Annotated in this window: 20 protein-coding genes, 2 pseudogenes and 1 other annotated feature; of the genes and pseudogenes, 18 read left to right on the top strand and 4 right to left on the bottom strand. The window is 42.7% G+C overall.

Annotated elements, in window-relative coordinates:
* Positions 1-14: 14 nt before the first annotated feature.
* From JCM14374_RS14895 to JCM14374_RS10715, 4 genes are all read right to left on the bottom strand, one after another.
* Positions 15-338 carry a cobalamin B12-binding domain-containing protein gene (locus JCM14374_RS14895; RefSeq protein ID WP_242848970.1) on the bottom strand — a complete coding sequence of 108 codons (324 nt, stop codon included), beginning with the start codon at positions 336-338 and terminating at the stop codon, positions 15-17.
* Positions 335-670 carry a B12-binding domain-containing protein gene (locus JCM14374_RS14890; protein WP_242848969.1) on the bottom strand — a complete coding sequence of 112 codons (336 nt, stop codon included), beginning with the start codon at positions 668-670 and terminating at the stop codon, positions 335-337. The genes JCM14374_RS14895 and JCM14374_RS14890 overlap by 4 nt, the downstream gene beginning before the upstream one ends.
* Positions 671-767: 97 nt before the next feature.
* Positions 768-1,916 (bottom strand): double-cubane-cluster-containing anaerobic reductase, encoded by a 1,149-nt coding sequence (locus JCM14374_RS10720; protein ID WP_054697105.1) that lies wholly within the window; start codon positions 1,914-1,916, stop codon positions 768-770.
* A 14-nt stretch (positions 1,917-1,930) separates the two neighbouring features.
* Positions 1,931-2,701: an acyl-CoA dehydratase activase gene (locus tag JCM14374_RS10715; RefSeq protein WP_054697102.1), complete on the bottom strand. Its 771-nt coding sequence runs from the start codon at positions 2,699-2,701 to the stop codon at positions 1,931-1,933.
* A 233-nt stretch (positions 2,702-2,934) separates the two neighbouring features.
* Between JCM14374_RS10715 and JCM14374_RS10710 the strand changes: the two genes are divergently transcribed.
* The 18 genes and pseudogenes from JCM14374_RS10710 to JCM14374_RS10625 form a co-directional block, all read left to right on the top strand.
* The gene (locus tag JCM14374_RS10710) at positions 2,935-3,543 is read left to right on the top strand and encodes an HD-GYP domain-containing protein (protein ID WP_054697099.1); all 609 of its coding nucleotides are present in this window, start codon (positions 2,935-2,937) and stop codon (positions 3,541-3,543) included.
* 163 nt (positions 3,544-3,706) lie between these two features.
* Positions 3,707-4,306 carry a DUF445 domain-containing protein gene (locus JCM14374_RS10705; protein ID WP_054697096.1) on the top strand — a complete coding sequence of 200 codons (600 nt, stop codon included), beginning with the start codon at positions 3,707-3,709 and terminating at the stop codon, positions 4,304-4,306.
* 27 nt (positions 4,307-4,333) lie between these two features.
* Positions 4,334-6,238: pseudogene (thrS, locus tag JCM14374_RS10700) on the top strand (threonine--tRNA ligase).
* 287 nt (positions 6,239-6,525) lie between these two features.
* Entirely contained in the window at positions 6,526-7,083 is a 558-nt protein-coding gene (gene infC / locus JCM14374_RS10695; protein ID WP_242848974.1) for a translation initiation factor IF-3, read from the top strand.
* A complete protein-coding gene (gene rpmI / locus JCM14374_RS10690; RefSeq protein ID WP_054697089.1) occupies positions 7,083-7,277 on the top strand; it encodes a 50S ribosomal protein L35 in 195 nt (64 codons plus the stop codon). Before infC ends, rpmI begins: the two co-directional genes overlap by 1 nt.
* A 22-nt stretch (positions 7,278-7,299) precedes the next feature.
* On the top strand, positions 7,300-7,650 hold the full coding sequence (gene rplT / locus JCM14374_RS10685; protein WP_054697086.1) for a 50S ribosomal protein L20: 351 nt from the start codon (positions 7,300-7,302) through the stop codon (positions 7,648-7,650).
* Between the two features lie 55 nt (positions 7,651-7,705).
* Positions 7,706-8,497, top strand: a complete 792-nt coding sequence (locus tag JCM14374_RS10680; RefSeq protein ID WP_054697083.1) for a TrmH family RNA methyltransferase — start codon at positions 7,706-7,708, stop codon at positions 8,495-8,497.
* A 209-nt stretch (positions 8,498-8,706) separates the two neighbouring features.
* Positions 8,707-8,934, top strand: a binding site (T-box leader).
* 42 nt (positions 8,935-8,976) lie between these two features.
* On the top strand, positions 8,977-9,999 hold the full coding sequence (gene pheS / locus JCM14374_RS10675; RefSeq protein WP_054697080.1) for a phenylalanine--tRNA ligase subunit alpha: 1,023 nt from the start codon (positions 8,977-8,979) through the stop codon (positions 9,997-9,999).
* A gap of 12 nt (positions 10,000-10,011) precedes the next feature.
* Positions 10,012-12,069 (top strand): phenylalanine--tRNA ligase subunit beta, encoded by a 2,058-nt coding sequence (gene pheT, locus JCM14374_RS10670; RefSeq protein ID WP_054697077.1) that lies wholly within the window; start codon positions 10,012-10,014, stop codon positions 12,067-12,069.
* Positions 12,070-12,183: 114 nt separating this feature from the next.
* On the top strand, positions 12,184-13,857 hold the full coding sequence (locus JCM14374_RS10665; RefSeq protein WP_054697074.1) for a nucleoside kinase: 1,674 nt from the start codon (positions 12,184-12,186) through the stop codon (positions 13,855-13,857).
* A 177-nt stretch (positions 13,858-14,034) separates the two neighbouring features.
* Positions 14,035-14,763, top strand: a complete 729-nt coding sequence (locus JCM14374_RS10660; protein ID WP_054697071.1) for a response regulator — start codon at positions 14,035-14,037, stop codon at positions 14,761-14,763.
* Positions 14,756-16,513 (top strand): ATP-binding protein, encoded by a 1,758-nt coding sequence (locus JCM14374_RS10655; protein ID WP_054697068.1) that lies wholly within the window; start codon positions 14,756-14,758, stop codon positions 16,511-16,513. The genes JCM14374_RS10660 and JCM14374_RS10655 overlap by 8 nt, the downstream gene beginning before the upstream one ends.
* A gap of 253 nt (positions 16,514-16,766) precedes the next feature.
* Positions 16,767-17,630, top strand: coding sequence for a phosphate ABC transporter substrate-binding protein (locus JCM14374_RS10650; protein ID WP_054697066.1), 864 nt, complete (start codon positions 16,767-16,769; stop codon positions 17,628-17,630).
* Positions 17,631-17,903: 273 nt separating this feature from the next.
* Positions 17,904-18,884: a phosphate ABC transporter permease subunit PstC gene (gene pstC / locus JCM14374_RS10645; protein ID WP_157049086.1), complete on the top strand. Its 981-nt coding sequence runs from the start codon at positions 17,904-17,906 to the stop codon at positions 18,882-18,884.
* Positions 18,874-19,710 (top strand): phosphate ABC transporter permease PstA, encoded by an 837-nt coding sequence (pstA, locus tag JCM14374_RS10640; protein ID WP_054697062.1) that lies wholly within the window; start codon positions 18,874-18,876, stop codon positions 19,708-19,710. The genes pstC and pstA overlap by 11 nt, the downstream gene beginning before the upstream one ends.
* Positions 19,711-19,727: 17 nt before the next feature.
* Positions 19,728-20,488: pseudogene (gene pstB / locus JCM14374_RS10635) on the top strand (phosphate ABC transporter ATP-binding protein PstB).
* Positions 20,489-20,505: 17 nt separating this feature from the next.
* Positions 20,506-21,186, top strand: coding sequence for a phosphate signaling complex protein PhoU (gene phoU, locus JCM14374_RS10630; protein WP_054697059.1), 681 nt, complete (start codon positions 20,506-20,508; stop codon positions 21,184-21,186).
* Between the two features lie 478 nt (positions 21,187-21,664).
* Positions 21,665-23,212 (top strand): methyl-accepting chemotaxis protein (locus JCM14374_RS10625; protein WP_054697056.1); only part of this gene is annotated, 1,548 nt, incomplete at its 3' end.

The raw sequence follows: 23,212 nt of genomic DNA, 5'->3' as shown, positions 1-23,212 counted from the left end.
TGAAATAATACTGATCATTCTTTTTTGTCTTTCAAACCCAGTAGTTCTCTAGCTGCCTTAACGGCCGCGTTAGCATTGGGAGCATAGGCATCAGCTCCAATGCGGCGGGCAAATGCTGGAGTGATTGGAGCGCCTCCGACCAAAACATAGGGGCGCCGATCAGAAGATATAGCAGAAACATCATCTACTACCTGCTTCATTCCTTCCATTGTAGTGGTCATTAGTGATGATAAGGCTATGATGTCTGCATCTACTTCCAGGGCGCATCGGGAGAAATTATGCAGAGGAACATTCCGGCCCAGATCAATAACCTCAAACCCGCCTGCTTCTAGCATCATGGCAACAATATTCTTGCTATATCATGAGTATCTCCTTCAACCACACCTATTACAATTTTTCCCTTGGGTTTGATCTGCCTGATCACAGCAGGTTTGAGAATATTTAAACCGGCGTACATGGTATCAGCACAAACAACAACCTCGGGGACAAAATATTCGGCGGCGGCAAATAGATCTCCCACTATCTCCATTCCCCGAGACAGTCCATTTTCTATGGCTTCTTCCGCTGGAATCATCATTTCTAATGATTTTTGCGCCAGGTTAATGACTGAATCAGTATCCATGTTTACTACTGCCCTGGCTAAACCATCTAATATCTCATGTTTTTTCATGGGTAGATATGCCTCCTATCAAGGTATAAAGGGTAATACCTGAAAAATAATGAGGGTAAATCCACCAGAAGAATATCTTCATTAAATCTGCTTTCAACTAAGTAAGCATCTCCAAAAAAGCGCTGACCCTGGTGTCTATTTGACCGGTATCGCCCTGGGAATAATCGGTTTCCAGGCAAAGATAGGGTAGATGCTTTTGCTCGGTTACAAATTTCCTTACCCGACTTGATTCAATGGCAAAGGTGTGGCAGGCCTGAAGGATCACCTCGATTACGCCGTCCACCTGGTAATCTTCGATCATTTCATCCATAGCCTCGATGCGCTGGGGATTGGGACTCATTACCGAACAATTTACCCGCAGGTATTTTTCGGCTAGAGCCAGTAAGGGGTCTTTGTTTTCGTCCACCAGATCTTTTTGTTCCCGCGGCCCCGAACAGTTTTCAAAGCCCACAATGTCGGCTCCCAGTTCTTCAATCCGGCGGATGATCTTTTCCCGAACGCCGCCCGTAGGACAGCCGGTAATTAATATCCGTGGAGGAGAGTGTTTTCCTTTAAAGTTTTTCTCGAAGTCCTCTCGCAACTCAGCCGTCCGTTTTTCTAATATCGCGATCTTTTCTTCGGTATCAAACAGAAAACTGTTGTTGTCGATCAGGGTATTGATTTCATATCCAGAAAGCGGAGTAGGCTTTAGTCTGCCGATTTCAAAAAAATCAAGAATAGCCTTCCTCTCCCGGTTCTTGAGATGGATAGCCTGGCGTAGTTCATCATCGGTTATTTCAACCTGCAGTGCCAGAGACAGGACTTCTTTTAGCCGCTGCATTTCTCTGTGCCAGGTAGTCAGCGACAAACTGCTGGTCCTTCCCGGCGGCAGTTGCATAACATGGGTGGGCTTTAGTTCATTCATCCACTCAAACATCTTCTTTTTACCATCGCATGTTGTTTCTCCGACCACCAAATCCGAGAAATAGAAATAGGGGCAGGTGTCGGAGGCGGCAAAACCATAACTCGATTTAATGAGTGGACACAGGTTCTTGGGCAGGGTTTTTTCTGCAAAGGGTATAGGTTCCTCGATGGCTCCGCACAAACTTACTGGAATTGCACCAGCTGCCAGAATCAACTCAGTAGGAGTATAAGAGCAAAATACCCCTATCACCTTTTTGCCTGATTCCTTTAATTCTTTTAAGCGTATGAAACCTTCCTGTCGGGCTTGCGAATAGCTTTTGAAATTCTCGGGTAGATTTAACATTATTCTGCCTCACTTTAATATTTGAATTTATCTGCCGCAATCAGTGCTGCCCCCAACGCGCCGGCATATTTCCCCAGATCATGAGTGTGAATCTCTCGCCCCAGTTTTGCTCCAAGCTGCTTCCTGAAGTATTGGTTATGACTCAATCCTCCGGTTAAAACACAGATGTTCTTTATATCATGCCTTTCCACCAGCAAAGCTACCCGCGATACCACAGATTGTACAATACCAGCGGCCAAATCAGTTTTTAATGTTCCAGCGCCAATATGACTAATTATTTCTGACTCAGCAAAGACTGTACACATTGAACTGATCGGTATGGGTGTACCGCATTCAGCCAAGGAAAAAAGCTCGTCAATATCTACTGCCAAACGATTGGCCATTATCTCAATGAACTTGCCAGTACCGGCAGAACATTTATCATTCATCAAAAAGTTGGAAACCATCCCGTTTTTTATAGTAATGACTTTAGTATCCTGGCCTCCCACGTCAATGATCAAGCTATCCTGGGAAAATAAATGATAACCGCCTTTGCCATGACAGGTAATTTCAGTTAAAACCATATCGGCATATTCAACCGAAATGCGCCCATAACCGGTTGCGATTGTTTTAATATCTGGGGACGTAACATTAAACCCCAGATATTCCAAGTGACCTTTAATACGTGCTGCAGTTTCCTTGCTGTTCCAACCGGTAGGCATAACGAAGGACGCAATTATCTTTTCTCCGTCATAAACAATTGTTTTTGCGGCAGTTGATCCTATATCAATGCCGACATAATTCATGAAAACACACCAACTTGCCCATTAATTCTTAATTATTATACGAATATACAATCAAAGTGTAAATAAAAAACGTAATTATATATATAAGAATAATTTATATAATAAAATGTACAGAGTTCTTTGACAATATACCAAAATATAATTAATATTCCTGCAAACAGTGCTAATGGTAATGAATGAAACACACAAATCGGGATTTATGATATAATTCTGTATGTAGGGGTGGTTTAGTTGTGACAAAGAGAAAGAAATCATTGAATATAACTGGTCCAGTTTCTGAACAAATGAAGTGTATACAAAATCTTATATACAATTATGATGTGGATACATATTATCATTGTCAAAAAGTAGCTCAAAATAGCGTAATGATTGGGCAAATAATCGGTCTAAGCAGAAAACGCATCCTGCTGATATACAATGCTGCACTTATTCATGACCTGGGTAAAATAAAACTGCCGATTGAAGTGTTTAGAAAAAAGGAAGGTCTTACCGATGAGGAGTGGGGTTTAGTCAAACAACATCCGCAAATAGGGACTGATTTAATTAATTCCCTTAATGATTCTTCTCTGGAAACAACAATTCCAGTTGTACTTTATCATCATGAACATATGGATGGGAGCGGGTATCCTTTTGCGCTGCAGGGAGAACAAATACCATTTGATGCGAGAATAGTGGCTATTGCTGATGCGCTTGACGCTATGATGAGTCCGCGCCCTTTCAGGGACGATATCTATTCTATAGGACGAGCCCTGTTGAAATTAATAAATTATTGCGGTACTCAATTTGATGAAGAGATTGTTCATCAGGTAATCACCTGGTATAAAGGAAAACCGCTGTATTAAATTGTTTATAGCAGAATAATATGATCTGCCAATAAATAAGGATTATTCAATCCTTATTTTTTGCGCGATATTCTGTTGAAGTCGTTACTTCATTGCGATATATAGCAAAATCTGATATATTCTTTAGGTAATCAACAGCGATAGATATAGTTCAGGTGATGGCATGAAAGTTCAGTTATTATTAATACCACTTATCAGTGCCTTAATAGGTTATATCACCAATGTCGTCGCAGTTAAAATGCTCTTTTGGCCTCGGCAGCCTATAAACCTGTTCTTCTTTGAACTTTATGGGGTGTTGCCCAAGAGGCGGTCTCAGGTTGCCAGCAGTCTGGGACAATTAGTCGAGGAACAGCTCCTAAGCATTGATGACCTGTTTGATAAAATCAATACCCCAGATGTAAGAGATAAGATTATTAGCCGCATCATGGTGCTGCTGCGGGACAGACTGAATAATTTGCTGCCTCGCCTTATACCAGCTAAAGTGGTCCAGGTTATCAGTGAGACTCTAGAGAAAATTCTGCGCCAGGAAGCTGAAAACATGGTGCATCAGATTATCGAATATGGCCGCGACTATCTAACTAAGGAAGTTCAGATCAGAAAGATAGTTGAAGATAAGGTTAATGCTTTTGATTTGAAGCAGTTAGAGGATATGATCTGGAGTGTATCTTCGCCGGAACTTAAGTTCATCGAAATCCTCGGCGGAGTTCTGGGACTGATTATTGGATTGGTGCAGGTGTCTATTATGTTCATCTTTCCGCTCTAGTGGTTTGTATATACGGGAGGTTATATTATGGTAGCAATTAAACTAAAAGACGGTTCCAAACGCGAATACCCTGAGGGTATAACCCTTTTGCAGGCAACAAAGGACATAAGTGCAAAATTGGCTAAAAACGCTGCAATAGCTTTATTTAACGGAAAACTAACCGATCTCAATACTGAAATAACTGAGGATGGGGAACTGGAGATTCTGGGGCTGGACGATCCACAAGCGCTGGATGTCTATCGCCATTCATCCGCACATGTAATGGCTCAAGCCGTAAAAAGGCTTTGGCCTGATACCAGGCTGGCTATTGGGCCGGCTATAGAAAAGGGATTTTACTATGATTTTGACGGTGAACATACCTTTAGCCCGGAAGATTTTGCTGCCATCGAAGCAGAGATGAATAAAATAATCAAGGCTGATTATTCAATAGTTAGAAAAGAACTGAGCCGGGAAGAGGCCCTGAAATTATTTGCCGAACAGAATGAGAATTATAAGGTTGAACTTATTGAAGACTTGCCCGAAGATGCGATTATTAGTATTTACCAGCAGGGCGAGTTTGTTGATCTATGCGCGGGGCCGCATCTGCCTTCGACCGGAAAACTAAAAGCCTTCAAACTGATGAGTTTAGCAGGGGCTTACTGGCGGGGCAGTGAGAAAAATCGCATGTTGCAACGGATTTACGCTACTTCCTTTCCTAAAAAGGAGATGCTGGATGACTATCTCTTCAAACTGGAAGAAGCAAAAAAAGAGATCATCGGCGCTTAGGCCGTGAGTTGGGTCTTTTTGTGGTTTTGGAGGAAGGTCCTGGTTTTCCTTTCTTTCTCCCTAAAGGCATGATCCTGCGCAATGAATTGGAAAGTTTCTGGCGGGAAGAACACCGCAAGGCCGGTTATCAGGAAATACGTACTCCAATCATATTAAATCAAGAACTCTGGGAGCGTTCAGGTCATTGGGACAACTATAAGGATAATATGTATTTTACTACTATAGATGAAGCTAATTACTGTATTAAACCCATGAACTGCCCCGGCGGTATGCTGGTGTATAAACAAAACCTGCATAGCTACAGGGAGCTGCCTATTCGCATGGGAGAACTGGGCCTGGTGCACCGTCATGAATTATCGGGAGTTCTGCACGGGCTTATGCGGGTACGCAATTTTACTCAGGATGATGCGCATATATTTATGCTGCCAGAACAGATTATAGATGAGATAAAGGGTGTAATAAACCTTATCGACCATTTCTACAGTCTGTTTGGTTTTGAATACCATGTAGAACTCTCTACAAAACCGGAGAAAGCTATGGGTTCGGACGAAATGTGGGAATTGGCTACAAATACCCTGAGCCAGGCTTTAAAAGAAAAAGGCCTGGATTTCAAAATAAATGAAGGCGATGGTGCCTTTTACGGTCCGAAAATAGATTTTCACCTGCGTGATTGCCTGGATCGTACCTGGCAGTGCGGAACCATTCAGCTTGATTTCCAGATGCCGGAGAGGTTTGATTTAAGTTATATCGGGGAAGACGGAGAGAAGCATCGCCCAGTTATGATACACCGCGTGATTTACGGCAGCATTGAAAGATTTATAGGTATTTTAACCGAACACTTCGGCGGTGCATTTCCTGCTTGGCTGGCTCCGGTTCAGGTTAGAGTGCTGCCAATAACCGAAAGACATCATCATTATGCTCTGGAAGTACTGGAAGAATTGCAGAAGGCGGGCATCAGAGCCGAAGGAGATTTCGCAGCGAAAAACCGGCTACAAGATTCGGGAAGGACAGATGCAGAAAATACCCTACCTGCTGGTTTTAGGCGACAAAGAAGTTGAAGCTGGCGGCCTGGCGGTGCGCCATCGTCAAAAGGGCGACCTGGGCGCCATGGAACGTGCTGATTTTCTTAAAATGATTAAAGAAGAAATCACCAGCAAGGCATTATAACCACAGATTTATAAAGATTATTTCGATCTTTATAAATGAGAAAAGTATTAATCGTGGTTGTTCTAATCAGTGTAAATCAGTGGGTAATTAAAACTTGCGCTGGTTAGGGGTTTGTGATAGACTATTTTTTGTACTAAGCAGAAGCTGCGCTTCTCACCTTACAACTACTGTTCGTAAGGTAACTAACGGCTAAATTAAAGGACTCTAAACAGTCCTGAATTAATGATGGCCAGATGTAAGCGGGTTTTTGCGACCCGCTTTTTATTTTATCAGGGGGTGAAGAGCTTATCAGCAAGGATTGGCGAATCAATGAGGAAATCCGGGCCAGGGAAGTAAGACTGGTCAGTGACGATGGAGAACAGTTAGGCATTATTCCATTGCGACAGGCATTAGATACGGCTATGGAAAAAGGACTGGATCTGGTTGAGGTGGCTCCCTCAGCCCAACCGCCGGTGTGCCGTTTGATGGATTATGGCAAATTTAAGTTTGAGCAGAATAAACGTGAAAAAGACGCCCGCAAAAAGCAGAAGATTATATCCATCAAAGAAGTAAAAATGCGGCCGAATATTGAGGATCATGATTTCCAGGTAAAAGTTAAAAATGCCCGTAAGTTTTTAAACGCTGGGGATAAAGTTAAGCTGACCATTATGTTTCGCGGCAGAGAAATAACTCATGCCGATCTGGGTGAAAAGCTTTCGCTCAGATTTGTGGAGGAACTGACTGATATATCAAATGTTGAGAAACTTCCCAAGGTTGAAGGAAGAAACATGACCACCGTCCTGATACCCAAATTCGATTCCGAAAAAGAAAAGGATAAAGATAAAGAAAAGAAGGAGGAAGCCTAATGCCCAAGACCAAGACCCATCGGGGTGCAGCCAAAAGATTTAAGAAAACGGGTTCTGGTAAAATCAAGAGGTCCAAAGCTTATGCCAGCCACCTCCTGGGAGGGAAATCGCCCAAGAGGAAGAGACATCTGCGTAAACCAGGCCTGGTGAGCGAAGTTGAAAACAAGAGAATCACCAGGTTGATTCCTTACTAAATGGCACAGGAGGTATTAACATATGCCGAGAGTTAAACGTGGTGTAACCACTCATCGCAGACATAAAAAGATATTGAAAATGGCCAAAGGCTACCGCGGCAGTAAATCCAAGCTCTACCGCGTGGCCAATCAACAGGTTATGAAATCAGGGCAGTACGCCTATATACATCGACGCTTAAAAAAGAGAGATTTCCGCAAGCTATGGATAGCCAGAATTAACGCCGCGGCACGTGATAACGGCACTACCTATAGCCGTATGATGCACGGACTTAAGGTAGCCGGAGTAGACATTAACCGCAAAGTACTGGCTGAACTGGCCATTAGCGATCCCGCTGGTTTCACCGCTCTGGCTGAACTGGCCAAGAAACAGTAAAAATTAAAAAGTATGGCTTAAAAGCCATACTTTTTAATTTTATGGTGAATATTTTATGAGATATATTGCTTCTAAAGACAATCTTACTATTAAACAGGCTATAAAATTGAAGGATAAAAAATACCGCTGCCGGGACGGAATGTTCCTGATGGAAGGCCGAAACAATGTAACGGAAGCCATTAAACGCCAAGATCTGCTGATAAGAATTTTTATCGAAAACGGCCGTGAAGAAGAATACGATTCATTATTGCAGAAAAACCCACAGATTGAATGGATATCTGTAGATAAAAAGCTGCTGGACATGATTTGCGATACCGAGCACCCGCAGGGAATCGCCGCAGTTATGCGTATACCGCAGGCGAACCTGGTAAATTTGACGAAACAAGCCAGCCTTTTGCTGCTTCTGGATCAATTATCAGATCCCGGCAACCTGGGGACCATTATTCGTACCGCCAGGGCTTTTTCGGTCGATGGCATTTTAATGAGCCGTAACTGTGCCGATCCCTTCAGTCCTAAAGTTGTCAGGGCCAGCATGGGCGGTGTTCTTAATATTCCTATATATTCGGATATTGACATAATGGATATAGAACGACTGCGGTGTCAGGGTTATATTTTGTATTGCAGTTCACCCAGCGCAAAGGATGATCTCTACGATCTGAATTTAACAGGCCGCAGCATAATTGTGATTGGGAACGAAGCACGTGGTGTGAGCAACAAAATAAAATCCCTATGTCAACATCAGTTTAAAATACCTCACGATTCTCAAGTAGAATCTTTGAACGCAGCGATTGCCTGTGCTATAATCTTAGGAGAGGCGTTCAGGCAGCGGAGGCCTTCCTTGTTTTAACAGTTGCACTATGCTATGATTGAACTCGCTTGAGTTCTACCTCTCTGAAAGGGTGGACCAGCAATGACGAGTCAGGCTGAAAGTTTATGGCGTCTTTTTGAAGCATCAGGTTGCATTGTTTATTATCTTTTATATAAAATAATGATAACCCAGTAATTTTATTGAAGGATAATAAGCGGTAACAGTTTTGCTTTGTTGCACCAGACATAATAAATGCGAGGAACAGGACAAGTAGCCTGCCAGGTAGCCTTACAGGGAGGTTGTACCGGCGACTGGAAGTACATCCAGGGCGAAGGCGGGTGAATTCACCTGGGAGCAGGGGGTTGAAATTGCAGTAGACCCTTCCGGTAACCGCCGTTATGGGTTTGGAGGTGAATTAAACCTTATAGGTTTAATTAATCAGGGTGGTACCGCGGAATTGTGCTTCCGTCCTACGGGGAGGGGAGTTTCTTATTTTCTGCCAGGAAGGATGGTTAAAGGTGTTTGATAAACTAAGGGAAATAGAAAAGAACGTATCAGAAACCTTGAGTAAGGCTCGCAGCCTTGATGAACTTAATGAAATCAGGGTCAGGTTTTTGGGTAGAAAAGGTGAAATCACAACCCTCCTGCGCGGCCTTAAGGATCTAAAACCGGATGAACGCGCTGAATTTGGACGCACTGCCAATGAGGTAAAAGATCATTTAGAAATGGCAATAAGCAAAAAAATTAACGATTTAAAGAGACTGGAAATGGAAACCAGGCTGCAAAATGAAAAAGTTGATGTCACCCTGCCGGGACTGCCGTTCCAGAGAGGCGGGAAGCATCCGCTGAGTCTGGTTACAGAAGAAATTCGCGAGATTTTTACCGGGATGGGCTTTAGTGTTGCCGAAGGTCCGGAAATAGAATCTGACTATTATAATTTTGAAGCTTTGAATATTCCTAAGGATCATCCGGCTCGTGATATGCAGGACTCTTTCTACATAAGCGAAGAAATCCTGCTGCGCACCCATACATCTCCTGTACAAGTTCGAACTATGGAAAAAATGGCTCCCCATCTGCCGGTTAAAATCATTGTGCCGGGCAGGGTATACCGTCGTGATGATGATGCCACTCATTCTCCCATGTTTCACCAGGTAGAAGGCCTCCTGGTCGACACCCGTATTACCTTTGGGGATTTGAAAGGCATATTGATGACTTTTGCCCGCAAGATCTTCAGTGAGGATTTAGAGGTTCGCTATCGTCCCAGCTTTTTTCCCTTCACTGAGCCCAGTGCGGAAATGGATATCTCTTGTGTAATATGCAAAGGCTCAGGCTGCAGGGTATGTTCAAATACCGGTTGGTTAGAAATACTGGGAGCTGGTATGGTAAACCCCCGGGTTTTGCAGTACGGCGGATATGATCCTGAGTATGTTACCGGTTTTGCATTTGGCATGGGAGTGGAACGTATCGCCATGTTAAAATACGGTGTCAATGATCTGCGTTTATTCTTTGATAATGATGTGAGATTTTTAAAACAATTCTAAGGAGTGTAGCAAATGGGAGTTTCAATCAAATGGTTGAAGCAGTATGTAGATTGCGAGTGGAGCCCGCAGGAACTGGCCAATCGATTAACTATGGCCGGCATCGCTGTGGAGGGGGTCGAAAAAGCGGGTGACGATTTTCTGCTGGAAATGGATCTTACTCCTAACCGTGGTGATTGTTTGGGTATAATCAACCTGGCTCGTGAAGTGGCCGCGCTAACAGGTTCTAAAATACAGCTGCCGGAGATTAAACTTCAGGAAAGTGAAGAACCGATTGAAAACTACATAAATGTAGAAATCAACGACCCTGATCTTTGCCGCCGTTATGCTGCCCGCTTGATTAAAGATGTAAAAATTAAACCGTCACCGGTTTGGATGCAGGAGGCTCTGGAGAAAGCCGGCATAAGGCCAATTAACAACATAGTCGACATAACCAACTATGTAATGCTTGAAAGCAATCAGCCTCTGCATGCCTTTGATTACCGCTTGCTCAGCGGCGATCCTAAAAAAATCGTGGTTAGAAGGGCCAAAGATGGTGAACTCTTTACTACTTTAGATGGAGTGGAACGCAAGCTTGATCACGATATGCTGGTAATTACTGACGGAAATCAAGCCATAGCTCTCGCCGGTATTATGGGCGGGGAAAACACTGAAATTCGTGATGACACGGTTGATGTTTTGCTGGAATCGGCAAATTTCTCCGGACCTAATAATCGCCGCACCGGGCGAAAACTAGCCATTAGAACCGATTCTTCACAGCGCTTTGAAAAAGGCCTGGATGTGAACGGCGTAATTTATGCTGTGAACAGAGCCGCAGCTTTGATGCAGGAACTGGCTGACGGTAAAATCGCCAGGGGCATTTGTGACGCTTTTCCGCATCCCGAACCTGTGAAAAGAATCACGCTGCGTCCCGAAAGGGTGAACTACCTGTTGGGAACTGAATTAACTGAAGATAAGATTGTGTCTTATCTAGAGCGCCTGGAATTCCGAATTGATAAAAACGGGTCAGCTCTGGTGGTGGAAATTCCTGGCTACCGGCCTGATATAACCATGGAAGTTGATTTAATTGAAGAAGTAGCCAGACTGTACGGTTATGAAAATATAGCGCCTACATTACCTGCGGGCAGCGCTGCACAGGGAGGCCTAAACCCCTGGCAAAAATTTCGGGATCAGGTCAAAAACCTGGCCGCCCGCAGTCTGTTTGAAGTGGTTACGTACAGTTTTATTAACCCGGCTGCTTTTGACGCTTTGTTGATTAATGAGGACAGTCCTCTGCGTGATACTGTGGTAGTAGCTAATCCATTATCAGAAGAACAGGGAGTGATGCGGACCTTATTGCTTCCTGGACTTCTTGCTACCGCCAGTACGAACCTAGCCCGCAAAAATGAAAATCTAGCTTTTTTTGAGATGGGTTCAGTATTTATGCCTTCAGATTCCGGACTTCCCATAGAAAGGCTGCAGCTGGGGGGCATAGTGTCGGGAAGCAGCGAGATAAATTGGTTGAGACACAAAGTGGAAATGGACTTTTTCTACCTTAAAGGAATACTGGAAGATATATTTATACAACTGGGCATTAATGGAGCAAAATTTGTTCCGGTGAGAGATGATTCATTCCATCCCGGCCGAACCGCACGGATAATTAAAGATGATCTAGTAATTGGTATACTGGGGGAGATTCATCCTCTTGTTTTGGAAAACTATGATATAAAGCAGCGCTGTTGCGCTTTTGAACTGGATATGGAAAAGCTGTTCAGCTTCAGCCAAAATAAAACCATGATGGAGGAAATAACCCGTTATCCTGCGGTAGAACGTGATATTGCGGTATTAATGTCCCAAGAAATTGAGGCCGGTGAAGCCCTGCAGGTGATTGCCGAGGCGGAAAAAGATTTGCTGAGGAATATTGTAGTTTTTGATATATATACCGGTGAACAGGTTCCTGAGGGCTTTAAGAGTGTGGCATTTAAGATGACCTTCCAATCTTCGGAACGTACTCTGACCGAAGCTGATATTAATCAGAGCATGGAAAAAATCATTAACAGCCTGGAAATTAAATTAAAAGCGACTCGCAGGTAGAAGAAATGGAGTGATGGTTCTCCTCACACGGGCAATCCGTGTATATCACTCATGTCCTCCTTTTACTCGTATTGTTATATAATATAAACAGTACGGGGATGAGGAGGTTTTTTTATGGCTATCTCCAGCCTTGAAGTACCACATATAGAAGTGGTAGTAAAAGGTCACGGTACTTATAGTATCCCGGCAGGTTCCACGGCAGAGGATGTGGCAGCTCTGGTACAGGATGATTGCCCTCACCAGGTTGTAGCTGTGGTTATAGAAAATGAATTAAAGGATCTGCACCACAGCCTGTGGATTCCCACAGAATTAGAACTGGTAGATGTAAGTTCAGAAGCGGGTATGAGAATATACCGTCGCAGTGCTGCCTTCCTTTTAATTAAAGCATGCCGGGATCTGTTCCCAGAGCGTAAACTGGTGATTAAACATTCGTTGTCCAATGGCTTGTTCTGCGAATTTTTGGAGCATCCCTGTGAGGATAAGGATATAGAATCCCTGGAATCTTATATGCGGGAAATGGCAGCTAATGATATGCCTATTAAGAAAGAAATAGTATCCAAGGAACAGGCACGTCAAATATTTACCCGGCAGGGGCAGGCAGACAAGGTAAAGCTGTTTGAGTTCCGGGATAAGGACCATGTTCATATATGCGAGCTGGACGGATTTTATGAATACTTCTATGGTTACATGGTTACCCGTACCGGGGTGATTGATCATTTCAAACTCTTTTGTTATCCGCCGGGCATGATTTTACAGACTCCTGAAAAGGAAGACCCCGAATTCATTAAACCATATATCCATCAACCCAAACTGGCCCGTGTTTTTCAAGAGGCCAAGAAGTGGGCTGAAATGCTGGAAATTCCTCATGTAGCCGCTCTGAACGATATGATTGAGTTTGGGGATATCGCTGATATGATCAGGGTTAACGAAGCCCTGCACGAAAAAAAGATCGCTTCCATAGCAGATATGATCTGTTCTGATCCCAGAATTCGGTTGGTTCTAATTGCCGGGCCTTCATCGTCAGGTAAAACCACCTTTGCCCAGCGCCTGCTTATTCAGCTCAGGGTAAACGGCCGCAGACCGGTTTCTATATCTCTTGATAATTATTTTGTAAATCGAGACCGGACTCCTCGGGATGAAAACGGAGAGTATGATTTTGAAGCCCTGGAAGCTTTGCGTTTAGAACGTTTTAACCAGGATCTGCTGGGACTTATCAGGGGAGAGATTGTGGAAATGCCCGTTTATAATTTTAAATCGGGCTGCTGTGAACCCATGGGTATTCCCATGAAAGTTCCGCCGGGCGAACCAATTATCATTGAAGGTATCCACGGCTTAAATGATAAGCTGACATCTTTGATTCTGCCAGAACAGAAATTTAAAATCTATATCAGCGCCCTGACCCAGTTGAATATCGATTATACAAATCGTATACCTACTACAGACAGCCGGCTTATTCGACGCATTGTCCGTGATGCCCGTACCCGCGGCTACAGTGCTATAAATACTTTGAAGCAATGGCCTTCGGTACGGCGGGGGGAAGAAAAAAATATTTTTCCCTATCAGGAAAATGCCGATGTAATGTTCAACTCGTCTCTGGTTTATGAATTATCAGTTTTGAAGCCGGTAGCTGAACCGCTGCTGAGAGAAATTACCGCAGATTATCCTGAGCATATGGAGGCCAGGAGGCTGCTCAAGTTTCTGAGTTATTTCCGCCCTCTTTCCACCGATGCAGTGCCGACCACTTCGATAATACGGGAGTTTGTGGGCCAGGGATGTTTTAAAGTGTAATCAAGTTTCATTATTATTCATCATTTAAAACCATATAACCACTATGCGGGCAAAGCCGGGGAGGATAACAACCCGGCTTTTAACCATAACAAATGTAAAATTCGCTGACGTCACATGTAAAAATTTTGTTTCATCGCTTTTATAATGATTAGGCAAGGTATAGGATAAGCTTAGAGAATGAATATATGTGAGGTGGGTACAGTGCAGGGAAAAATTTTGGTAGTTGATGATGAGGAATCTCTGGTGCGTTTGATCAGCTATAACCTTAATAAGGAAGGATTCACTGCAATTGCTGCCTATGACGGAAACGAAGCCATAAAGTTATTTGAGGAAGAAAAGCCCGATTTAGTTATCTTAGATTTGATGCTGCCCGGACGTGATGGTCTGGATGTGTGCAGACATTTACGAGGAAAAGATTATAGGACACCAGTTATAATGCTTACGGCGCGTGACGATGAAGTGGATAAAGTAGTGGGCTTGGAACTGGGCGCGGATGACTATGTAACGAAACCGTTCAGTGTTAGGGAGCTTTGTGCTAGGGTGAAGGCGGTCTTGAGAAGAGGTCAGGACTATAAAGAAGAATTAACAGATCAGAAGGAAATTGTAGCTGGCAGCTTTGTGATAAAACCTGATAGTTATCAAATTTATTATAACGGAAAATTGTTGGAACTTACTCTGAAAGAATACGAGCTTCTGGATATATTAATTCGCAACAAGGGGCGTGTATTGAAAAGGGATTACCTATTGGAAGTATTGTGGGATTTTTCCGAGAGCGCCAATACGCGGGTTTTGGATGTGCATATCAGCAAATTACGTGACAAAATTGAAAAGGATTCAAAAAATCCGGTTTATATAAAAACCATACGCGGCCTGGGCTACAAATTTGAGGAGGCGGCGAATGTTTAGTTCGTTTCGCTGGAGGCTGACGGCAAGTTATCTTCTGTTAATCAGCTTGGTGTTGTTGGTAGTAGGCATTTTTGTTTCATTATCATTTAAACAGTATTATTATCGGGATTTGGAATCCAACCTGATTTATGAAGCGCGTTTACTGGCTGAAACCACCTCCAATTATGAATTTAAACATGATACAGAAAATATTTACCAGCACATTGCCCATAAAGCTGGCAGGGATACTGATAAACGCATTACTATAGTTGATTATAAAGGCAAGGTTCTAGGTGATTCCGTATACGATCCGTCCCAGATGGAACCGCATAATGACCGACCTGAAATATATGCTGCCTTGCACGGCAGGGTGGGAATAAACAGCAGGCTAAGCAGTACAGCTCATGAAAAAATGCTGTATGTTGCGGTGCCTTTTTCCAATAATGATACCCGGGGAGCAGTGCGTTTGGCGGTATCATTGGCTGCCATTGAAGATTTTTATAATCATATTATACTGATGATGGTTTTGGCAATTTTAATCAGTGGATTTATTACTGGTATTATCAGCTTTTTAATTGCCAAACGTGTATCTGAACCAGTAGGCGTAATTACGCAGGCCGTAAAAGATATGGCCCAAGGCGATTTAAAACGGAGAATATCCTGGCATGCTGATGACGAATTGGGGGTTCTGGCCAGAGCTATTAATAATATGGCAGATCGAATTGACCATAATATACATGAAATATCTGCGGTTAAAAATCATCTCGAATTATTATTGAACAATACGGTTAATGGGATTTTGATGGTGGCTGCAGATGGACGTATTAACTATGCTAATCCGGTTGCGCTTCAGTTGATAGGCAGGAACGATAATATGGTAGGAAAAAAGCCTTTTGAGGTTATCAGTAATTTTGAGCTTCTGGATATGATTGATGAGGTAAGATGCAAAAACAACAATGTCCGCAAGGAAGTAAAATTATACAATCAGGGTGAAAAGATACTTGTGGCGCATGCTGTTCCCATTGCTGAAAATGAAGGTTTTTTGCCGACTGGAGTCCTGCTGGTGCTGAATGATATAAGCGAATTAAAAAAACTAGAAACTGTCCGCCGCGATTTTGTAGCCAACGTATCCCATGAATTAAAAACTCCTGTAGCCAGCATTAGCGGGTTTGCTGAGACCCTCCTGGCCGAAGACAGTGATAATCCGCGAGTGCATGAGTTTTCCAGGATAATATTTGAAGAAGCACAGCGCCTGAAACGCATTATTGAAGGTTTGTTGGAACTATCCCGTCTGGAATCAGGCAAATTGCAGATAAATTACCGGGAAACTGATCTGCAGGAAATAATTGCTGACAGCATTAACACTATAAGACGCAGGAGCGGCAGGATTATTGAGTTTACACCATCTGTTGAACCTGTCACTATCAAAGCCGATCCAGATCTGATCAGCCAGGTATTGATCAACTATCTGGATAATGCTGTTATTTATAGTGATGAAAACACACCTATCAATGTTGCTTTGGAAACCAACACCAGGCTGGTTAAGGTAATAATCAGCGACCAGGGAGAAGGCATTCCAGAAAATGAACTTGACCGGGTTTTTGAACGTTTCTACCGGGTGGATAAGACCAGGTCGCGCAAAACAGGGGGAACTGGACTGGGGTTATCCATAGTCAAACACCTGGTTGAAAACCATGGGGGAGAAGTAGGGGCAGAAAGCCGCCTGGGCAAAGGTTCTATCTTCTGGTTTACCCTGCCGCGTAATCTTTAAGCTAATAATTTCATCCCAGGGAAGTATAAAGTCTCGGAATAAAGCATTCCGGGACTATTTTTATGAGCTTTAATGTTTTTATAATCGATATCAATCATGGCAAAAAAACAAGAGACTGTTAAAACGTTTAATAATATCTTTACATTAATCAAACGTAATTTTGATATATACTGATTCTTACTTTAACAAACCATTGTTATTCTGATAACAGAAAAGGTGAAAACCAAGATTTATTTTAGGGAGGAATGTAAGAATGGTATCAAAAATTGTGAGACGGGGAATTAGTTTTGCGCTTCTGGGGGTTCTATTACTGATGGCCGCATTTCTTGCTGGCTGTGGTCAAAAGACTGATGAAAAAGCACCTGCTCAAAAGGAAGATCATGCGCTTACCGGTTCTCTGACCATTGCCGGATCCACCTCAGTACAGCCTTTCAGCGAAGTTTTAGCAGAGAAGTTTCAAGAGATTAATCCTAAGGTGCAGATCAATGTTCAGGGCGGCGGTTCCAGCCAGGGTGTAGAAGCTGCAATCTCTGGCGCTGCTGATATTGGTTCCAGTTCAAGGGAATTAAAATCTGAAGAACAGGGTAAGGGATTAGTTGAAACTAAGATTGCTCTTGACGGCATAGCTGTAGTAGTACACCCGTCTAATAAGTTGGTTGACATGAAAATAGAAGATATCCGCAACATTTATCTGGGTAATATTAAAAACTGGAAAGAAGTTGGGGGAGAAAATGCTCCCATCACCGTAGTATGCCGGGAGGAAGGATCAGGTACCAGAGGAGCTTTTGAGGACATAGTTATGAATAAAGAAAAGATCTCTAACAAGGTTATAATTCAGAACTCAACCGGGGCAGTAAGAACCACGGTGGCTGGCGACCCCAAGGCTATCGGATTTGTATCTTTGGCTTCTCTTAACAATGAAGTTAAGGCGGTTAAAATTGATGGAATTGAAGCCAGTGTAGAAAATGTTAAAAACGGCAGCTATAAAATTTCCCGTCCGTTCTTATATTTGACCAAAGGTGAGCCCCAGGGACTGGCCAAGGCTTTTATCGATTACGTTATGAGTGATGAAGGCCAAAAAATAATGGTAGATGAAGGCGCTATCAGTATTAAATAATGTATTTATTCGGCACAGACAGACGCTGTGACCATCCCATTGTAAAAAATATATAGTTAGGGAGACCGTATAAAAACGGCTCCAAGGCTAGAGTGGATAACTTAAAATGATCATAAAATGACAAAGACCCGAACTTCAAGAGGAGGACGGGTTTTTGCCTTTTTACAATCACTTTACATAAGCAGTCACATAATTTAAAATTCTCTATCCTGAGTCTTAACATCCCGGTGCTATGCTTTCAATATGAACAGCTTTGCCAAGGGAGATAGAAATATGAATACACATGCCCTTAAAGATAAATCAAACCTGTTGCCAAAGAGTAAAGTTTCTGCTGTATCTGATAATAATGAAACGTCTGTCAATGCGTTAAGACATCCGCTGCCTGTTAAGAATCGCAAATTTCGCATGGAACATCTGATTGTCAGGTTGCTGCAGCTATTCGCCAGTGTTTCTATAATAGCTATTTTGGTGATTACCGCCTTTATTTTTATGGAAGGACTGCCGCTGATTTTTAAAACCGGACTGGTAAAATTTCTGTTTAGCTTGGATTGGAGTCCTACGCGAAGCAGTTTTGGTATTGGCAGCATGTTAGTAGGTTCATTATATTTAACCTTTTCAGCCTTGTTATGGTCGGTTCCCCTGGGAGTATCAGCAGCTGTATTTATGGCTGAAATCGCTTCAAAGCGGGCAGGCAATTTACTGGGGAGAATGGTTGAACTCCTGGCTGGGATTCCATCGGTAGTTTATGGCTTTTTTGGCTTGATAGTAATAGTACCCTTAATCCGGGAAAACCTGGGCGGTAATGGCATGAGTCTTCTGGCCGGAGCTATTGTTCTGGGTATTATGGTTCTGCCTACCATTATTAACATATCGCGTGACGCTATCATAGCCATTCCCGAAGAATACAAGACAAGTTCATTAGCCCTTGGAGCAACGCACTATCAGACCATTGGCAGAGTTATTCTGCCCGCGGCCCGCTCCGGGATTATAACCGCGATTGTGTTGGGAATGGGGAGGGCAATTGGCGAAACCATGGCGGTAGTAATGGTTACCGGAAATTCAACAACAATCCCAGAAGGCCCGTTATCCCCTTTGCGAACTATGACCAGTAATATTGTTCTGGAAATGGGCTATGCTTCCGGGGACCACCAGGCGGCCCTTTTCGCAACCGGCCTCGTATTGTTCATTTTTATAATTATGCTTAATCTGGTTGTAAATATGGTGGTTAAGGCAGGTGGATTAAATGCCAAATAACAAATGGGGTGAAAGATTATTAACCATAGGATTATGGCTGAGCGCGCTGTTAATTACTGGCATTCTGCTTTCTATCATAGGTTATATAGTATACCGGGGAGCCGGCAGCGTTAATATGGATTTCATATTGCATGCTCCCGGCAGAGCAGGCAAGGAAGGCGGTATATCAACCACTATTGTTAGTACGGTTTATTTAACCTTAATGGCCTTGTTGATAGCGGTACCCCTTGGGGTAGGCACTGCTGTCTACCTGGAGGAATATACTAAAAAACGCAGCCGCTTTGCCTATTTAATAAATCTTACTACGGAAACCCTGGCAGGAGTTCCATCTATTATATTTGGCTTGTTTGGCTTTGTGTTTTTCGTTATATTTATGGGTCTGGGATGGTCAATAATCTCAGGCAGCATGACCCTGGCCATCATGATACTTCCTACGATAACCCGTACTTCTCAGGAGGCCATACTGGCAGTCCCTAATGAATATCGTGAAAACAGCCTCGCACTGGGAGCTACACGCTGGCAGACAGTGCATCGCGTGGTTCTGCCTCCGGCAATACCGGGAATAACTACCGGGATTATTCTTTCCATCGGCAGAGCCGTTGGGGAAACTGCGGCCGTAATTTTGACGGCGGGCAGTTCACTTAATATGCCTGTGGCCCTGAGTGACCCTGCGCGCAGTATGGCAGTTCATCTTTATATACTGGCCATGGAAGGTTTATCAGTCGAAAGGGCATTTGGCACAGCATTTCTTATTATAATCCTGGTTCTCGTAATAAATGCTTTTGCAAATTTGAGCATTCGCCGCTTGGCGAATATTGGTACGTAATAAAAGGGGTTGAGCTTATGAACGAACAAGTAAAGATTAGAGTTGATAATCTAAATCTTCATTATGGCAGTTTCCAGGCATTATATGATATTAATGTCGACCTCCTGGCTAATCGGGTAACGGCTTTAATAGGTCCTTCCGGGTGCGGCAAATCCAGTTTCCTGCGCACAATAAACCGGTTAAATGAATTGATAGAGGGAACACAAACCAGCGGGCAGATTTATCTTGATAATGAAGCTATTTATGATAAAGACCTGGATGTGGTTTCTTTGCGAAAAAAAGTAGGGATGGTTTTTCAAAAACCTTCGGTTTTTCCAATGTCTATATTTGATAATGTTGCTTATGGTCCGAGAATTCATGGAGTGAAGGATCGATACCGCCTTGACGAAATAGTGGAAAAAAGTCTTAAAGCAGCCAACCTCTGGAATGAAGTCAGTGATCGTTTACGTGATTCTGCTGCCCGGCTGTCAGGGGGACAGCAGCAAAGGCTGGTTATCGCCAGGGTACTGGCAGTGAACCTGAGGTAATTCTTATGGATGAACCTGCCTCAGCCCTTGATCCGATTTCCACTTCACGGTTGGAAGAGTTGATAGTAGAACTAAAAGAACAATACACAATTGTGATAGTTACCCACAATATGCAACAAGCTGCCAGAATATCTGATAATACAGGTTTCTTCCTTAATGGAGAACTGGTTGAATATAATGCCACCGATGAACTGTTTGTTAATCCTGCGGATAAAAGAACCGAGGATTACATTACCGGAAGATTCGGTTAATAAAGGAGGTTTAGTAAATGGGTAATGATATATTATCGGAAGAATTGGACAAAGTTAAACAAGATGTGCTTAAAATGGGACGGTTACTTGAAGAACAGGTGTTTAAAGCTACAAAAGCACTGGTTGACAAAAACATGGAACTGGCTCGTGAAGTTATCAGCAATGAAGATGTAATTGATAGAATGGAACTGGAAATAGAAAAAAAAGCTCTGGGATTGATTGCCCTTAAGCAACCTATGGCAAGAGATCTGCGTCTTATTGCCAGTATTTTAAGGATGATTGTAGATATTGAGAGAATGGCCGATCATGCGGAAGATATAGCCTTGATCGCTATTCAACTGCATGATCAAGCCTACATTAAACCGCTGATTGATATCCCCCGCATGGGTGCCATTGCTCGTGATATGGTAGAAAATGCCCTGCAGGCTTTTGTGGAGGAAAACCCTGCGCAATCAAGCAGCCTGGTATATATGGAAAAGGAAATGGATGGTTTATACGATCAGATATTTAGAGAATTGTTGTCATATATGATGCAGGACCACAAAAATATACCCCAGGCTACATCCTTGCTTTTAGTGGCCGGACATCTGGAGAGAATTGGGGATCATGCCACCAACCTGGCGGAGATGGTTTTCTACCTGGTAGAAGGACGCCGCGTTGATTTGAATAAAATCGCGCGCACCGATACATCACAGTAATCGGGTTGTTATATTTAACGGTTTTTTTACCTCTTAAATAGCTTGCAAAAAAAATAAATCAAGATAAATGAATTATGGTTAATTAAGGAATTCCACTCAGTGACCGGTTGCTATGCGGAATGACTAATATGAACAATGCTTTTGCTGATTATGTTCATGTATTCCGAAAGGCAGCTCAGACTGAACGTGCCAGTCTGTGGTCATATGGTGGAATTTTATTTGTCTCTATAATTTTAGAATCTTGCCAGACAGAGGGGGTATTAAAATGTCGGACAAACTCAGGCGAACTTTCAGCTTTAGCATCCTTTTCCTATTGCTCTTGCTTTTAATATGGCATACCAGGACCTAAGGAGATAGTTGCACACTATTTTTACTTAAAACAGCTCAGTTATATAAAATGGTAAGGATAACCATTAATATTTATCAGTTAAGGTTAAACCAAACAAATAACTTGCTTAAAAGAAGGGGGAACTGAGCAATGTTAAAACGGTTTCAAAGCCTTAAAATCCAATCTAAGTTAGTAATGGGTTTCTGCCTGGTAGCGGTATTCATAATTATTGTTGGTTTAGTTGGTCTACTGAATATGAAAAACATAAATACGGCTATGATTGCATTAACGGATAAAAATCTAAAAAAAGTGCTTGAACTTAATGAGATTCAAACCCATTTGATGTCTATAAGAGGAACCATGTGGGAAACCTTGGCGTTAAAAGATGCAAACCAGGGTCGGCAGTTGGTTGTACAAATAGAACGAGATATGGCCAGGGTTAGTATGAAGTTAAATAATCTGTATAGAGCGTCTGATGATAAAGAAAAGAAAGTATTTCAAGATACAATAATTTCTTTACAAGAATACAAGTCATTAGTTGATTCTTTTAATAACATTGTGAGACAGAATGAAATTGAACAGGCTGCAACGCTAGTGCCTGAGCTAAGAACTAGACGTTCAGAATTAACGGGTTATATTGAAAGTCTTTCGGCACTAAATCTGCAAAAGGCTAATATGAAAAAAGAAAATAGCTTAATACTTTATAAGCATTCTATTAGAGACATTCTCCTTGCCACTGTTTTGGCTTTTCTGACAGCCATAGGCCTGGGGGTATTAATGGGGAGACATATTGCTATTCCTTTAAACAGGGCTATAGGCTGGGCTACCCAGATATCTCAAGGAAAGCTGGATACTGAACTTGAGAAAATAGATAGGCAAAGGCAAGATGAAATAGGCAGCCTTAATAGTGTTTTGGGAAAAATGATGCATCAACTGCGAGAGACAATCGGTCACATTGCGGCTAACACCAGAAATGTAGCTGATACAACTGATCACCTATCTAATGTCGCTCAGAACCTGGCTGCTACCAGTCAGCAGCTTTCCGCCATGACCCAAAATGTATCTGCCGATATACAGCAGATATCATCTTCGACTCAGGAGATCAGCAACAGCATGATTGACATATCAGCTGTAACTCAGGAGATATGCGCAGCAGGGGAACAAATAAATGCTTCTATTGCGGTATTAGTTTCGGAAGCCAATGAGCAAAAAGGAAAAGCTGAAGAAATAGAAAAAAGAGCCCGCATCCTGGAAAAAGACACTCAAGATTCCTATGACTTTGCCACCCAGCTTTACCAGGACATACAAAACCGTCTAAATCAAGCTATAAACGATGCCAGTGTAGTTAATGATATCTCTAAATTAGCTAAGAACATAGCAGGTATAGCAGAGCAAACCAATCTATTAGCGTTAAATGCCGCTATTGAAGCAGCCCGTGCTGGAGAACAGGGCAAAGGTTTTACTGTGGTTGCTGAACAGGTGAGAAAGCTGGCGGAGGAATCTGCACTCACAGTCTGTACCATTCAGGATTCAACTCAACAGGTTCAACATTCCATTGAAAATCTGGTGGTAAATTCCCAAAAGGTTCTTTCTTATATAAATGAGCATGTTGTCAGAGACTACAAGGTTATGCTTGATATAAGCAGACAGTATAAAAATGATGCCGACTCATTTTACACATTGGCTGAAAAAGTGTGT

It is taken from the genome of Syntrophomonas palmitatica JCM 14374, from assembly GCF_001311885.1.
GTDB lineage: Bacteria > Bacillota > Syntrophomonadia > Syntrophomonadales > Syntrophomonadaceae > Syntrophomonas_A > Syntrophomonas_A palmitatica.
The sequence above is the reverse complement of the archived record's forward strand: the minus strand, read 5'-3'. Positions and strand labels throughout refer to the sequence as shown.